Source organism: Chromatiales bacterium, assembly GCA_020445605.1.
Classification (GTDB): domain Bacteria; phylum Pseudomonadota; class Gammaproteobacteria; order JAGRGH01; family JAGRGH01; genus JAGRGH01.
Genome location: JAGRGH010000003.1, coordinates 100,278 through 115,226, shown reverse-complemented (window position 1 = coordinate 115,226; position 14,949 = coordinate 100,278). Strand labels below are relative to the sequence as shown.

The 14,949-nt window shown below is 67.2% G+C and carries 17 protein-coding genes; 9 read left to right on the top strand and 8 right to left on the bottom strand.

The features are described from left to right. Window positions 1-6 precede the first annotated feature (6 nt). The gene (locus tag KDG50_00750; protein ID MCB1863932.1) at window positions 7-756 is read left to right on the top strand and encodes a Nif3-like dinuclear metal center hexameric protein; all 750 of its coding nucleotides are present in this window, start codon (window positions 7-9) and stop codon (window positions 754-756) included. Between the two features lie 9 nt (window positions 757-765). Here KDG50_00750 and KDG50_00745 read toward each other — a convergent pair whose 3' ends face one another. The 7 genes from KDG50_00745 to fabL are packed head-to-tail and all read right to left on the bottom strand — an operon-like array spanning window position 766 to window position 7,441. Next, window positions 766-2,019 (bottom strand): hypothetical protein, encoded by a 1,254-nt coding sequence (locus KDG50_00745; GenBank protein ID MCB1863931.1) that lies wholly within the window; start codon window positions 2,017-2,019, stop codon window positions 766-768. Further along, window positions 2,016-3,305, bottom strand: coding sequence for a hypothetical protein (locus KDG50_00740; GenBank protein ID MCB1863930.1), 1,290 nt, complete (start codon window positions 3,303-3,305; stop codon window positions 2,016-2,018). The genes KDG50_00745 and KDG50_00740 overlap by 4 nt, the downstream gene beginning before the upstream one ends. After that, window positions 3,302-4,618, bottom strand: a complete 1,317-nt coding sequence (locus tag KDG50_00735; protein MCB1863929.1) for a beta-ketoacyl-[acyl-carrier-protein] synthase family protein — start codon at window positions 4,616-4,618, stop codon at window positions 3,302-3,304. The genes KDG50_00740 and KDG50_00735 overlap by 4 nt, the downstream gene beginning before the upstream one ends. Further along, window positions 4,611-5,456 carry a hypothetical protein gene (locus KDG50_00730; protein ID MCB1863928.1) on the bottom strand — a complete coding sequence of 282 codons (846 nt, stop codon included), beginning with the start codon at window positions 5,454-5,456 and terminating at the stop codon, window positions 4,611-4,613. Before KDG50_00730 ends, KDG50_00735 begins: the two co-directional genes overlap by 8 nt. A gap of 28 nt (window positions 5,457-5,484) precedes the next feature. Beyond that, window positions 5,485-5,865 (bottom strand): hypothetical protein, encoded by a 381-nt coding sequence (locus KDG50_00725; protein ID MCB1863927.1) that lies wholly within the window; start codon window positions 5,863-5,865, stop codon window positions 5,485-5,487. 56 nt (window positions 5,866-5,921) lie between these two features. Next, entirely contained in the window at window positions 5,922-6,686 is a 765-nt protein-coding gene (gene fabG, locus KDG50_00720; GenBank protein MCB1863926.1) for a 3-oxoacyl-ACP reductase FabG, read from the bottom strand. After that, the gene (gene fabL, locus KDG50_00715) at window positions 6,686-7,441 is read right to left on the bottom strand and encodes an enoyl-[acyl-carrier-protein] reductase FabL (protein ID MCB1863925.1); all 756 of its coding nucleotides are present in this window, start codon (window positions 7,439-7,441) and stop codon (window positions 6,686-6,688) included. Before fabL ends, fabG begins: the two co-directional genes overlap by 1 nt. 346 nt (window positions 7,442-7,787) lie before the next feature. On the opposite strand from fabL, the gene petA reads away from it, so the two are divergent. Genes petA through KDG50_00690 form a run of 5 tightly spaced genes read left to right on the top strand, consistent with a single transcriptional unit; the run spans window position 7,788 to window position 11,616 of the window. Then, on the top strand, window positions 7,788-8,378 hold the full coding sequence (gene petA / locus KDG50_00710) for a ubiquinol-cytochrome c reductase iron-sulfur subunit (protein ID MCB1863924.1): 591 nt from the start codon (window positions 7,788-7,790) through the stop codon (window positions 8,376-8,378). Between the two features lie 5 nt (window positions 8,379-8,383). Further along, a complete protein-coding gene (locus KDG50_00705) occupies window positions 8,384-9,775 on the top strand; it encodes a cytochrome bc complex cytochrome b subunit (protein ID MCB1863923.1) in 1,392 nt (463 codons plus the stop codon). After that, window positions 9,775-10,527, top strand: coding sequence for a cytochrome c1 (locus tag KDG50_00700; GenBank protein ID MCB1863922.1), 753 nt, complete (start codon window positions 9,775-9,777; stop codon window positions 10,525-10,527). Before KDG50_00705 ends, KDG50_00700 begins: the two co-directional genes overlap by 1 nt. Before the next feature lie 57 nt (window positions 10,528-10,584). Then, window positions 10,585-11,190 (top strand): glutathione S-transferase N-terminal domain-containing protein, encoded by a 606-nt coding sequence (locus tag KDG50_00695; protein ID MCB1863921.1) that lies wholly within the window; start codon window positions 10,585-10,587, stop codon window positions 11,188-11,190. 33 nt (window positions 11,191-11,223) lie between these two features. Next, window positions 11,224-11,616, top strand: coding sequence for a ClpXP protease specificity-enhancing factor (locus KDG50_00690; protein MCB1863920.1), 393 nt, complete (start codon window positions 11,224-11,226; stop codon window positions 11,614-11,616). 428 nt (window positions 11,617-12,044) lie between these two features. Here KDG50_00690 and KDG50_00685 read toward each other — a convergent pair whose 3' ends face one another. Then, entirely contained in the window at window positions 12,045-12,383 is a 339-nt protein-coding gene (locus KDG50_00685) for a DUF3301 domain-containing protein (protein MCB1863919.1), read from the bottom strand. Window positions 12,384-12,425: 42 nt separating this feature from the next. Here KDG50_00685 and KDG50_00680 point away from each other — a divergent pair, with 42 nt between their 5' ends. From KDG50_00680 to KDG50_00670, 3 genes are read left to right on the top strand one after another with little or no spacing between them, the layout of a single operon-like run. Continuing rightward, complete coding sequence (locus KDG50_00680; protein MCB1863918.1) at window positions 12,426-14,009, top strand: peptide chain release factor 3; 1,584 nt, start codon at window positions 12,426-12,428, stop codon at window positions 14,007-14,009. Beyond that, the gene (locus tag KDG50_00675; protein ID MCB1863917.1) at window positions 14,006-14,704 is read left to right on the top strand and encodes an MBL fold metallo-hydrolase; all 699 of its coding nucleotides are present in this window, start codon (window positions 14,006-14,008) and stop codon (window positions 14,702-14,704) included. The genes KDG50_00680 and KDG50_00675 overlap by 4 nt, the downstream gene beginning before the upstream one ends. Further along, window positions 14,704-14,934, top strand: coding sequence for a BolA family transcriptional regulator (locus tag KDG50_00670; protein ID MCB1863916.1), 231 nt, complete (start codon window positions 14,704-14,706; stop codon window positions 14,932-14,934). Before KDG50_00675 ends, KDG50_00670 begins: the two co-directional genes overlap by 1 nt. Window positions 14,935-14,949 lie beyond the last annotated feature (15 nt).

Genomic DNA, 14,949 nt, shown 5'->3' with positions numbered 1-14,949 from the left:
CAAGCGATGCCCACGCCTGAAGACCTGGTCGCCTGGTGCGACGCGCTGCTGGAACCGGCCCGGTTCGACGACTACTGCCCGAACGGCTTGCAGGTCGAGGGCCGGCGGCCACTGAAACGCCTGGTGAGCGGCGTGACCGCGAGCCTCGCGCTGATCGAGCGCGCGGCCGAACTCGAGGCCGACGCAATCCTCGTGCACCACGGCTGGTTCTGGCGCGGCGAGAACCCGTGCCTCACCGGCATGAAGGGGCGGCGCGTGCGCGCGCTGATCGATGCCGGGATCGCGCTCGTCGCCTATCACCTGCCGCTGGACGCGCATCCCGAGGTCGGCAACAACGCACAGCTCGGCGCGTTGCTGGAGTTTGCGGACGCCGCGCCGATCGATGAACGCGGGCTGCTCTGGTCCGGCACGGTCGGGACACCGCTCGCCGCCGGCGCGGTCGCGCTACGCATCCGCGAACGCCTCGGCCGCGAACCGCTGGTGGTCACCGGCGGCGACCGGCCGATCCGGCGCATCGCCTGGTGCACGGGTGCAGCGCAGGGCTACATCGAACGCGCCGTGTCCGCCGGCGTGGATGCCTATCTGACCGGCGAGGTCTCCGAGCAGACCGTGCATGTCGCGCGCGAGTGCGGCATTCACTTCTTCGCCGCCGGCCATCACGCGACCGAACGCGGTGGCGTGCGCGCACTGGGCGCCCGCGCGGCCGCGGCGCTCGGCATCGAGCACGAGTTCGTCGATCTCGACAATCCGGCCTGAGGCCCGGGGCTATTCCTGCATGCGCCGGCGCCGGCTGTGGCGGCGGTCGTGCCTGCGATCCTTCCAGCGCCGGTGCACCCAGAACCACTGCTCGGGGTGACGCACGATCAGGCGCTCCAGCACCGCGTTGTAGGCACGCGTGTTGCGGCGGACCTCAGCCGTCTGGTCCGGGTCTTCGAGATACTCCAGCGCGGGTTCGAAGCGCAGCACGTGACGGCCATCCGGTTCGCGCCAGCAGGCCCCCGGCACCACGGGCGCGCCGGTCGCCTTTGCGACCAGCGCCAGCGCCCTGAACGTGCCGGCCGGGCGGCCGAAAAACGGCACGCGGATGCCAAGCTTCGGTCCGGCGTGCTGGTCGAACGGGAACACCACGATGTCGCCGGCCGCCAGCCGCTCGAACACCCACTCCAGCGATCCGTTCTTGGGCAGAACGCCGAATCCGGCCTCGTTCAGCCGGCGCGTAACCCAGGCGTTGAACCAGGCTGGTCGAAACGGCCGGGCGAGAAAGTGGAACCGCCCGCGACCCTCGGGAAACTGCGCCAGCGCGGCGGCGGTCGCGACCTCGAAGTTGCCGAAGTGGCCGGTCAGCACCAGCACCCCGTTGCCGCGGGCGTGCGCAGCAAACAGTTCGTCCAGACCCTCAACACGGGCCATCGCGAGCTTGCGGGCGCGCGATTTGAGCGGATAGAGCAAGAACTCAGCGGCGAGCCGCAACAGATGCCCGTAGTGCGCCTGTGCGAGCCGCAGGATCTCCGCCTCGGGCAACTGCGCATACACCTGCCGCAGGTTCTCCAGCACGATCTGCCGGCGCGCCGGCACGAGCCGGAAGGCAAGACGATCGAGCCAGCCCGTTTCGGTGACCATCGGGACGGTGCTGGCCGTTGCCTCGACGGCGGCGGCCGCGTGGCGCCACCGGATTTCGACGCGCGCGACGCGGTGCAGCCCAAGAACGGTCTCCGCGCGGGCGCTGGGTTCGGCAATCACCGGACCATCCGGGCTGCCGGTCGCAAAGCCGAAATCACCGACATCGACCAGCGCCAGCGCCGCCTCGCGCGCAAACAGCTTCACGCACGCGCGCTTGGCGGCGTAGAGGGCCGCGAGATGGGCTGGACGCGTATCCGGCGCGATCGGCTCGGCCAGTTCGGCGGCCGTGAACACGCGTTTCAGCTGCGCGTCGCCGGTCCCGTCGAGGAGCCGCGCGAATCGCACAAGGTCCACACGGTCGACGGCGGCGACCGCCGGCACCGCCGACACGCTGCTCATTGCGTCCGGGCCGCCACCCGCAACAGCACTGCCGCGTCGATGCCGGCAAAGCCACGCGCGATGACCAGCGCGACCGAACCACGCACTGCCTGCGGCGTCGACGAAACCCGCAACGGCCCAAGCGCCGGGTCTGGCGTCTCCAGCGTCGCGATGCCTGGCAGCCGACCCGCGCGCATCGCCTCCAGGGCGACCACCAGATCGATGATCCCCGACGCTGCGATCAGGTGTCCGTAACCCCACTTGCAGGCGGTCAGCGGCGGGGTTGCCTCACCGAAGACCGTACACAGTGCCGCGGCCTCCGATGCATCCGACAGCGGCGTGCCATTGCCGTGCGCGAAGATCGCGCCGACCCCGGCGGGCTCGAGACCGGCATCGGCCAGCGCCGCACGAATCGCCCGGACCAGTCCGTCGCCCGCTGGATCCAGTTCGAGGATGCCCTGCCCGTCGGTCGCGACTCCGCCACCGAGGTACTCGCCGAGCACGGCGGCCGCGCGCCCCTGCGCCGCCGCACGCGTCTCCAGAGTCACGGCCGCGGCGCCCTCGCCGAGCACGCTGCCATCGCGCCCGCGATCGAACGACCGCAGGCGCCCGGCCGCGAGCAACCCGAGCCGGTGCATATACGAAAAGACCTGTGGTTCCAGCGGGCTGTCGTGGCCGACGGCCACGGCGCGATCGGCCTCGCCGCCGCGCAGACCTTCGGCGGCCTCGATCACGGCCATCAGTCCGCTGACCGCATGGTTCGTGATGCAGGCGTTCGCGCCCTTGAATCCGAGCCGGATGCCGACATGACACAGCACGTTGTTCGGCAGCGCGCGCAGCAGCCACATCGGGCTGACCTGGCTGTCGAGTTCGCGACCGAACGCCGGGAGGTGCCCGGCGGCCGCGTCGAACAGCGGGAAATAGTCGTACTGGTTCTCGAAGTTGCCGCCGCCGGAACCGACGTACACGCCGGTGCGGTCGTTGAACGCCTCGCACGCGGCCGCATCGAGTGTCGAACGCTGGGGCAGCCAGCCGGCCGCATCGACGGCACGTTCCGCGGCAAAGATGCCGTAGAAGTCCGTGCGCCGGATGAGTTTGTGCACCTTGCGGTCCGGCACCAGTTCGCGCAGCCCGGGTTCGTGCACCTCGGCGCCGAGGTTTCGCGGCCAGCCGGCGGTGTCCCAGGCGGTGACCGGCGCGATGGCCGAGCGCCCGTCGAACAGCGCCGTGGCGATGTCTGCGGGCGTACTGCCCAGGCCGCAGACCGCGCCGCTGCCGGTGATGACGATCGCCGGATCGCCGCTCATGCCCGCGTACCCGCCAGCGCGTCCGTGAGGTCCGGCCGCCGCAGCGCCAGGCAGCTGTTCGAGCCGCCGAATCCCAGCGAGTTCGACAGTGCGACACGCACCTCGCGTTCGCGTGCCTGGTCGCGCACGATGTCGATGCCATCGGCGGCGGGATCGGGCGTGTGCAGATTGGCGTTCACGGGCAAGCGACCGTGGTGGATCGCCAGCGCGCAGACCACTGCCTCCACGGCGCCGGCGCCGGCGATCAGATGACCAATCACGCTCTTGGTCGAACTCACGGCGACGTTTGCGAAACCGGCCCCGAAGACCGCGCGCACGGCCGCGCATTCGCTGCGGTCGTTCATCTGCGTCGAGGTGCCATGGGCGTTCAGGTAATCGACCTCGGCGGGGTCCGCACCGGCGCTCCACAGTGCCTGACGCATGGCCTGGATCGGCCCGTCGCCGGACGGGTGCGAATCGGTGATGCGGTAGCTCGAAAGCGAGTTGCCGTCGCCGGCGAGTTCGGCATAGATGCGCGCCCCGCGCCGCCGCGCCGCCTGCCACTCCTCAAGCACGAGAAACCCGGCCCCCTCGCCGAGCACAAAGCCGTTGCGCGTCTCGTCGAACGGTCGGCTGGCGCGTTCGGGCGCGTCGTTGTCCGGCGAGACCGCGTGCAGCAGACAGAATCCGGCGAGGCCGACCGGCGAGATCATCGAGTCGAACCCACCGGCGAGCGCATAGTCCGCGCCGCCACGGCGGATGAGTTTCATGGCCGTGCCCACGGCCTGCCCGCCGGAGGCACAGGCGGTGTGCACCGAACTCGCGTAGCCGCGGATGCCGAAACGCTTGAGCAGCAGCGCGATGCCGGCGGTCGACTGGCTGCGACAGAACGCTATGGGATCCTGCGCCGCCGGGTTGTCGAGCAGGCGCGCCGGGTCGAGCATGCCATCGCGGGTGCTCCCGGCATGGATTGCGGCGAGATCGTCGAACGTGCCGCCCATCATGCCGGTGCCCACCGCACAGCCCCAGCGCGAGGCCGTGCCGGGAGCAGGCCGGATCCCGGCATCGCGAATGGCCTGTTCCGCGGCCGCCAGTGCAAAGGCCTGGGCACGCCCGGCGTACTTGAGCAGGCGCCGGTCGTCGATGACTGCACGGACGTCGAAGCCCTTGACCTCGGCGGCGATGCGGGTCGAAAAGCCGCTGGCGTCGAACAGGGTGATCGGGCCGGCCGCGCTGCGCGCGGCCAGCATGGCATCCCAGCTGCTCGCAACGTCGTTGCCGGCCGGCGTGACCAGTCCGACCCCCGTGACGGCGACGCGGCGCAGTTCAGACATTCGCCATCGCCCCCGCCCGCACTTCGGCGCGGGCCTGCGCGACCCGACGCCCGGCACAGGTCGCAAGCAGTCGCGCGGAAAGGACTTCATCGCCAACGCGCTCGATCTTCGTCTCCATCTCGAGCCTTGAGCCAGGCTCCACGAAGGCGCGCTGCTTGAGATCGGTGAGCCGCACCTCGGCCGTGTTCGAGTCGGACCAGCCCGGCACTTCGGCGGCCAGGCCACGCAGCATTTCGACGTGCCGATCGACCAGCAGGGTCGCCGGGAACACCGGCTTGCGCGGGAAATGATCGGCGAACGCCGGGGCAAAGCCGGGTACATCGAGCTGCGCAGCCAGCGATCGTCCCGGTTCGCTACGGATCACGGTCCAGGGCAATGCCGGCAGTTCGCGCAAGCGGTCCACAGCGGCGCCCGTGGTGGTCAGCAACTGGTAGCGCCCGCGCAGGTCCTCGGGGGAATCGAAATCACCGGCCGGCAGCATGGGGCCGAGGATATCGGTCAGCACGGCGGCCGGGGCATCCGCCACCCGCGCCGCGCCGTGGTAGATCACGGACTCCTCGTCGAGCCGGTCGATCCCAACCTCGAGATCGATCGTCGCACCGGGTGGAACGTCCGCGAAATAGCGCACGTCGGAAGCGATGCCCGCAACCGGCCGCAGCCGGAATCCGAGTTCGTTCATGGCGACCCAAGCGGCGAGTTGGCCAACCGCCTCGGAGGCGAGCTGCGCCGAGAAGCGCGTGATCCGTGCCGGCACGTGGAAGCGGCCCCGCGCGCGGACGCCCGGTTCGAGCACGCGGATGCGGTCGACGAACGAAAATGCGCTGTAGCGATCCGCCACGCCAGACCGGTCGGGAATCGGGCCGGGTTCAGCCCGCCGCGGCCGCATCGCGCTGCGCGCGCACGACCAGTTTGCAGAAGGTCTCGGCCGTGTACAGCCGGGGAATGTCGGCGGTCTTCAGGCCGGGTGTGAAACGCGCCGCCGGCACCTCGCTCAGGAACTCGCGCAGCCGGGCCAGGCCGGTTTCGGTGACCGTACCGTTGGCTTCAAACTCCGACTCCGCCATCTCGCCACGCGCGTCCTCGAGGATGCGCCCGCGCGGGATCTTGATCTTGAACGCCCGCTCCAGACGGAACACCAGATCGAGAAAATCGATCGACTCGGCCTCGAGATCCTCGATCAGGGAGTGCTTGAGTTCGACGTCCTCGGCATCCAGCCCGAGTGCATCGGCGATGGTTGTCGCAACCATCGGATATACGGCCTGGATGTCAGCGTCGGAAATTTCAGCCAGAGACACGTTGCAAATCACTCCATCTTGAAGCCGCCGTCGACGCCGAGCACCTGACCGGTGATGTAGTCGGCGAAGCGTGAAGCCAGAAACCATACCGCATGCGCGACATCCGCCGGTGTGCCGATGCGACGCAGCACGATGCGTGAGAGCACCTGCTCGCCGGCGGCGTCACGGACGGCCTGCGACATCTCGGTGTCGATGACGCCGGGCGCGACCGCGTTGACCAGGATGCCGCGCCGGCCGAGTTCCACCGCCAGCGCCCGCGTCAGCGCATTGATCGCGCCCTTGCTGGCGGCATAGTTGGTCTGCCCGCGCCCGCCGCGCTCGCCCGACACCGAACTGATGTTCACGATCCGACCCGCGCGCTGCATGATCATGAACGGGACGACCGCGCGCGTGACATTGAAAACGCCCGAGACGTTCGTATCGAGCACCGCTCGAACATCATCGGGCGTCAAAAGCGCGAGGAGGTTATCACGGATGATCCCGGCATTGTTCACCAGCAGATCGATGCGCCCGGCACGTTCGAACAGCGCCTCCGCGATGGCCTCGCAGGCCCCGGCGTCCGTGACGTCCAGCCGTTCGGCCCGCACCCGGCCACCTGCGGCGATGCAGTCCGCGACCACCGCTTCGGCCGCATCCGCACGGTCACGGTAGACGAAGGTCACGTCCATGCCGGCCGCGGCCAGGCGTTCGACGACCGCGCGCCCGATGCCGCGGCTGCCGCCGGTGACCAGCGCGACCTTGCCGGACAGTCCCGCGTCGGTGTCCACCGTCATCAGCCGGACACCGCGAAACCGCCATCGACGAACAGCGTATGGCCGTTGATCATGTTCGCCTCGGGCAGACACAGGAGATAGACCGCGTCGGCGACGTCCTCGGCGCGCAGCACCGGCCCGGCCGGCGTGCGGGCGGCGAACTCCGCCAGCAGCTGCTCGCGGTTCGGGAAATAGCCCAGGGCGTCGGTGTCCACGACGCCGGCATTGACGACATTCACGCGGATGCCTTTCGGACCGAGTTCCTGCGCGAGTGACCGCGCCAGCGACTCCAGCGCGGCCTTGGAAGCACCGATGAAGGCATAGTTCGGGATCGCGCGGTACGCACCGAGGCTAGACAGGGCGATGATCCGGCCGCCGTCGGGCATGCGTTCGACGGCGTGCTGGGCGAGCAGATTGAGTGCCAGCGCATTGGTTTCCATGCACCAGCGCCAGTGCTTGAGCTTGAGGTCGGACAGCGGCTTGAGCACGCCGGTCGCGGCGTTGCTGACGACGATATCCAGGCGCGGGAACTCCGCGGCGATGGCCGCGAACAGCTCTGCCACGCTGTCGGGCAGCGCGACACTCGCCTGCACCGCCAGCGCGCGGCGCCCCAGTGCCCGGACCTCCCCGCACAGCGACTCGGCCTCGGCATGGCTGCCGTAATAGCCGGCGATGATGTCGCAGCCCGCGCGCGCCAGTTTCAGTGCCGTGGCACGGCCGATGCCGCGCGCGGCACCGGTGACCAGCGCTGCGCGGCCGGCGAGTGGTAAGGACATCGGTTCGCGATCCGCCCCGCAGAAGGTTTGCGCGCGAGCCTACTGCAAGGCCCGGATTCATGCCACACGGCGCGAGAAAAACACCCCGAAACATGGGGTAACCTTGACCGTTTTCGCGCACTGTACGACAATTGCCGGCCGGCTTCGGCCAAATCCTTATATTTTGATTTACTGATAGACATGCCGTCAGGCGCAGGCCCGCCGGGAAACCGGTCGGCCGAACCCGTCACGGCCGGTGCGCGCGACCGAGAACCCGCGCAGCGGCGACGCGCACTGGCGCGGCGCAGGGGTGGACCGGGGCGCGGGTGTCCCGGGGCCGAAAATCAATGCGGAGAGACGCTCCCTCATGAGTTCTGACTCGATCAATCGCAAGCGGCGCAACCTGCTGATCGCGACCACGGCGGTGGGTACCGTCGGCGCGGTCTACGCGGCCGTGCCCTTCGTGGCCTCCATGCAGCCCAGCGACAAGGCCCGCGCGGCCGGTGCGCCTGTGGATGTCGACATTGGCAAGCTTCAGCCCGGCCAGCGCATCACCATCCAGTGGCGCGGCAAGCCGGTCTGGATCGTGCGCCGCACCGAGGCCATGCTCGCGTCGCTGCCGGTGCTGGCCGCGCAGCTTCGCGATCCGGGCTCGGAGAAATCCGAACAGCCCGATTCCTGCCGCAACGAGGGCCGTGCGATCCGCAGCGAATACCTCGTCGTGGTCGGCATCTGCACGCATCTCGGCTGTGCGCCGACGTTCCGCCCGGATGTGGCGCCCGATGACCTCGGGCCGGACTGGAAGGGCGGGTTTTTCTGTCCCTGTCACGGTTCGCGGTTCGATCTCTCGGGCCGTGTCTACAAGAGCGTTCCGGCACCGACCAATCTGGTAATCCCGCCGTATCGCTACCTGAGCGACACGGAAATCAAGGTCGGCGAAGCCGAAGGGGTGGCGTGATGCAGATGCTGCGCAATCTGGTCGGCTGGATCGATGACCGCTTTCCGCTGACGAAGGTCTGGAACGAGCACCTCGCCCAGTACTACGCACCGAAGAATTTCAACTTCTTCTACTTCTTCGGCTCACTGGCGCTGCTCGTGCTGGTCAACCAGATCCTGACCGGGATCTGGCTGACGATGAACTACAAGCCGTCCGCGGCCGAGGCCTTCGCTTCGGTCGAGTACATCATGCGCGATGTGGACTGGGGCTGGCTGATCCGCTACATGCACTCGACGGGTGCATCGGCGTTCTTCATCGTCGTCTACATGCACATGTTCCGCGGCCTGATCTACGGCTCGCACAAGAAGCCGCGCGAACTCGTGTGGCTGATCGGCATGGCGATCTATCTCGCGCTGATGGCCGAGGCGTTCATGGGCTATCTGCTGCCCTGGGGCCAGATGTCGTACTGGGGCGCGCAGGTGATCATCTCGCTGTTCGGCGCCATTCCGTATATCGGCGAGGGTCTCGCGGAGTGGATTCGCGGTGACTACGTCGTCTCCGACATCACGCTGAACCGCTTCTTCGCGTTCCACGTGATCGCCGTGCCGCTGATCCTCGTCGCGCTGGTGTTCGTGCACATCGTCGCCCTGCACAAGGTCGGCTCGAACAACCCGGACGGCGTCGAGATCAAGAAGAAGAAGGGTGCCGACGGCAAGCCGCTGGACGGCATCCCGTTCCACCCGTACTACACCGTCAAGGATATCGTCGGCGTGGTGGTGTTCCTGATCCTGTTCGCGCTGGTGATCTTCTACGAGCCGACGTTCTGGAACTGGTTCCTCGAGCGCGACAACTTTCTGCCGGCCGATCCGCTGGTCACGCCCGAGCACATCGTGCCGCTGTGGTACTTCACGCCGTTCTACGCGATTCTCCGCGCGATTCCGGACAAGCTGACCGGCGTCCTCGCGATGGGCGCGGCGATCGTCGTGCTGTTCTTGCTGCCGTGGCTGGACCGCAACCCGGTCAAGTCGATCCGCTATCGCGAGACGCTGTTCAAACCGCTGATCGCCGTGTTCGTGATCACCTTCGTGATCCTCGGCTATCTCGGCACGCAGCCGGCGACGGCCGCGTTCTCGGAGGCCGCGTTCCGGCTCTCGGAGCTGTACTTCGGCTTCTTCCTGCTGCTGATCGTCTACAGCCGGGTGCGCTCGGCGGGCACCTATCGCACGCTGTTCGTGCTGGCGATGGTCGTCGTTGCGGGCATGGACTTCCTGCGCTACCTGGCCGACCAGGAGCGACTCGGATTGATTCTGACCAGCTCGCCGGTGGTGATCGTGTATTTTGCGGTGTTCCTTCTGCTGGCCGCCGCCGCGCCTGCGCTCATGCGTGCGCGCGAAGTTCCGGATCGGGTGACAGGCTGATGAAAACGATTCTGTTGGCACTTTCGCTGCTTGTCCCGTCGCTCGCGCTCGCCTCGAGCGGTCACGGCCCGAAGCTGGACCACGCGAACATCGATCCTTCGGACGTCGGCTCGCTGCAGCGTGGCGCGAAGTACTTCGTGAACTACTGTCTGGGCTGCCATCAGGCCGCGTACCTGCGCTACGAGCACATCGCGCGCGACCTCGAGCTGACGCACGATCTGGTGAAAGACAACCTGATGTTCACGGGCATCAAGATCGGCGACACGCTGACCAATGCCCTGCCAGCGGCCGAGGCGCGCGAGTGGTTTGGTAACGTGCCGCCCGATCTGTCGCTGATCGCCCGCGCGCGGGGGGTGGACTGGCTGTACACCTATCTGCGGACGTTCTATCTGGATGAATCCCGCGTACCGATCGGCGTGAACAACCTGGTGTTTCCGGGCGTCGGCATGCCGCACGTGCTCGCCGACCTGCAGGGCCTGCAGAAGGCCGTGTTCGTGGACGAGGAGCGCAAGGTCGACGGCGAGACCCACACCTATAAGAAGTTCGACCGCTTCGAAATCGTCGAACCAGGCTCGATGTCGGCGGACGAGTACGACACGGCCGTGCGCGATCTCGTGAACTTCATGGCCTACATGGGCGAACCGGCCGAGATCGAACGACTGCACATGGGCAAGTGGGTCATCGGGTTCCTGATCCTGTTCGGGCTGCTCGCCTACGCGCTCAAGAAGGAATACTGGCGCGACCTGCACTGAGGCAGGGCGTCACGGTCTGGCGATTGCGAAACGGCGACACACGGAGAACGGCATACTGTGCTGACGATCTACTCTGACCCGCGGGGGGTGGACAGCCACCAGATCCGCTGTGTGATCGGCGAGAAAAACGTCGCAATCGACATCGTCGACGCGGAACTCGCAAACCTCCCGGAGGATGTCGCGGACGTCAACCCGTACGCGAGCCTGCCGACCCTGGTCGACCGCGACCTCGCGCTGTACTTTCCGCACGTCATCATGGAGTACCTCGACGAGCGTTTTCCGCATCCGCCGCTGATGCCGATCGACCCCATCGACCGTGCACGGGCGCGCGCGAACGTGCGCCAGACCCAGGTCGACCTCTACGCACCTCTCAAGGTCATTCTGGACAACCCGGGCACCAAGATTGCCGACCAGGCCCGTGACCTGCTGACCGCGCGCATCACCCAGCGGCTGCCGGTGCTCGGTGCGAAAAAGTTCTATCTGTCCGACGAAGTCACGCTGGCGGACTGCTCCATCGTGCCGCTGCTGTGGCGGCTGCCCAGCGTCGGCATCGAATTCCCGCGTCAGGCGCGCTACAAGGCCCTGCACGACTACTGCGACCGCATGTTCCTGCGTCCGTCGTTCCGCAGCAGCCTGACCGAGTTCGAGCGCGAAATGCGCTGATGACCGCCGCGCGCCGCCGGGCGCGCCCGCACGATGACCTCGAGCCGCCCCTACCTGCTGCGCGCACTCAACGAATGGATCCTCGATAACGACGCCACGCCGCATCTGGTGGTGGACGCCAGCGTTGCGGGCACGGTCGTGCCGGCGGAGTTCGTGAAGGACGACCAGATCATCCTGAACATCGCACCCAACGCCGTGCACGCCCTGGTGCTTGGCGATGACTGGATCACCTTTCGCGCCCGCTTCGGCGGCCAGCCGCGCGACATACAGGTACCGGTGACCGCCGTGCGCGCGATCTACGCACGCGAGAACGGCGAAGGCATGGTGTTCCCGCCGGACGGCAGTGAACCGCCGCCCGAGGGCGGCCCGGACGACGGCGACTCGACGCCGGCGCGCGGCAAACCGAACCTGAAACTGGTGCGCTAGGGAAACTCTGAATTGTCAGAGTTTCCTGCGGCACATGGACGTGCCGCCATTTTCAACGGGTGTAACACATTGAAAATGAAAGAAAACGAAAAATCGCACTTTTTCGGGCTCAAAGCTCTGGCAATTCGGGATGGATTGATCAGAGCTTCCCTAGGGCCTGTTCGCACTACGCTTGGCGCAGCGTTGCTGCCCCAAAATCCGTCAGGCAAGGCGCGAGGAGAGCGGTTTAGCGTGCCTAAATGAACGACGAGCAACACAGCATGACGGATTTTGGGGCGCAACCCCGCGGGACGGGGCCGTTGTGGTGTCCAACCGCGTTGCGGTTCGCTGATGTACGTCAAGTACACTGCGCTCACAGCGCCTTGTTGGCCACAACAACGGCCACCGTCGCTGCGTCACGCGTAGTGTGAACAGGCCCTGGTGTCCCGCTACGCGCGCTCTTTCTGCGCCGTGGAATTGATGATCGATTCGCCATTGCCCCAGTCGAACGCGGCGAATCGCCGGCCGACCATGTCGATGGACCCGGTAAACCGAGCGCCCCCACCGGTGGTGTAGTCGAACCCGTAGCGACGCGCCGGGACGAGCCGCTGGCCGTCGTCGCGGGCCAGTCGCAGCCGCGCGAGCGCGACGGTCTCGTCGAGCAGCTGCAGGTCGTGACGCGAACACCACTCGCGCGCGATGCCCGTCGCAATCTCGCGCGCACGCAAACTGTCGAGCCAAAACCAGACGAGTGCGAGCAGCAGTCCGAAACCGATGACATAACCCATGGTGGTATCGTGCGCGCCGCGTACGCCGCCGACAAGTATCCCGTGAACGACACGACCAGCAATCCCGCACCGCGCCGCACCTTCGCGATCATCTCGCACCCGGACGCCGGCAAGACCACGCTGACCGAAAAGCTGCTGCTGTTCGGCGGCGCGATCCAGCTCGCCGGCACGGTCAAGGGCCGCAAGGCCGCCCGTCATGCGACCTCCGACTGGATGCAGATGGAAAAGGAGCGCGGCATCTCGGTGACGACCTCGGTCATGCAGTTCGAACACGGCGACTGCGTGATGAACCTGCTCGACACGCCCGGACACGCGGATTTCTCCGAGGACACCTACCGCACGCTGACGGCGGTCGACTCCGCGCTGATGGTCATCGACGTCGCCAAGGGCGTCGAGGAACGCACCATCAAGCTCATGGAGGTCTGCCGGCTGCGCGACACACCGATCATCAGCTTCATCAACAAGCTCGACCGCGAGGGCCGCGAGCCGCTGGAACTGCTCGACGAAATCGAATCCGTACTTGGCATCGAATGTGCGCCGATGGCCTGGCCGATCGGCATGGGCAAGCGTTTTCGCGGCGTGTTCGATCTGTATGCCGACCGCATCCATCTGTTTGCGGCACAGCACGGCGGCAAGATCCGGACCGGCGAGGTCATCAATCGCCTGGACAATCCGCGCCTCGACGAACTGCTCGGCGGCGACGCCCGGGAACTGCGCGACAACGTCGAACTCGTGCGTGGTGCCGCGGCCCGGTTCGATCACGCGGCGTACCTCGCGGGCAAACAGACGCCCGTCTACTTCGGCTCGGCGATCAACAACTTCGGGGTCGGCGAACTGCTCGATGCGATCGAGCGCTACGCGCCCGGACCGCTCGCGCGCGAGACCGACGGTCGGGAGGTCGCCCCCGAAGAGGAGAAGCTCTCCGGCTTCGTGTTCAAGATCCAGGCGAACATGGATCCCGCGCATCGCGACCGCATCGCCTTCATGCGCCTTTGCTCGGGGCATTTTCGTCCGGGCATGAAGCTGCACCACGTGCGCCTCGGTCGCGACATCACGGTGGCGAACGCGCTGACCTTCCACGCCGACAAACGCGAGCACATCGAGTCCGCCGAACCCGGCGACATCCTCGGTCTGCACAATCACGGCACGATTCAGGTCGGCGATTCATTCACCCAGGGCGAGAAGCTGCGCTTCACCGGGGTGCCGTTCTTCGCGCCGGAGCTGTTCCGCCGCGTCGTGCTGACCGATCCGCTGAAATCCAAGGCCCTGCTCAAGGGCCTGATCCAGCTCTCCGAGGAGGGCGCGACGCAGATCTTCCGGCCCATGCGTTCGAACGACCTGATCCTCGGCGCCGTCGGCATCCTGCAGTTCGACGTCACCGCGCATCGCCTGCGCTCGGAATACGGCGTGGAATGCCGCTTCGAGGCCGTCAACGTTCACACCGCGCGCTGGATCCGCTGCGACGACGCCAGACACCTCGAGGAATTCCGCACGAAGGCCTCGGACAATCTGGCGTTGGACGGCTCGGAGGCCCTGGTCTATCTGGCGCCGACCCGCGTGAACCTTGAACTCGCGCGCGAGCGCTGGCCTAAAATCGAATTCGCCGCAACGCGAGAGATTCGATGAGCGCCAGCTACAAACTGCATACGCTTGAACTCGGCCCGATGGCGAACTTCGTGTACGTCATCGAAGACATCGCGAGTCGTCGCGCGGCCGTGGTCGACCCGGCCTGGGAGGTCGAAGCGATCCAGCGGCTGGCGCGCGAGCAGGACCTCCGCATCACCGACATCCTGCTCACCCACAGCCACCACGATCACATCAACGGCATCGACGCGCTGCGCGCGCACGCCGACCCACGACTGCATCTGCTGAAGGCCGAGGCGCAATTCTGGGGACGGCACACGGACCTGCCCACCCTGCACCACGGCGGCGACCGCATCGCCCTGGGCGATACCGAGATCGAGGTGCTGCACACGCCGGGCCACACTCCGGGATCGGCCTGCTATCGGCTGGGTCGCGACCTGATCACGGGCGACACCCTGTTCGTGTTCGGTTGCGGTCGCTGCGATCTCGCCGGCGGCGACCCCAACCAGATGTTCGACACCCTGCGCCGGCTGGCTGCCGAACAGACGCCGGATACGGTCATCCGCCCCGGGCACAACTACTCGGTCACGCCGACCTCGACCATCGCCGAGGAGCGCGCCGGCAATCCCTTCATGCACTTCGACGAACGCGCCGCGTTCGTGAACTACCGCATGCACGTGCACGACCGCGTGCGCCACGAGCCGTATGACGCCGAACCCGGAGGCAAACATTCATGATGGAACCATCGGAAGTCGAAGACCTGATCCGCGCCGGTATGCCCGATTGTGAGGTTACCGTCAGCGGCGACGGCAGCCACTTCGAGGCCGTCGTCGTCAGCCCCGCCTTCGCCGGGCTTTCGGCCGTCGCGCGCCAGCGGCTCGTCTACGCGACCGTCAACGCCGAAATCGCCAGCGGCCGCCTGCACGCCCTGTCGTTCAAGACCTATACTCCTGAGGAGCAGCCATAAACGCGCTCACGGCAG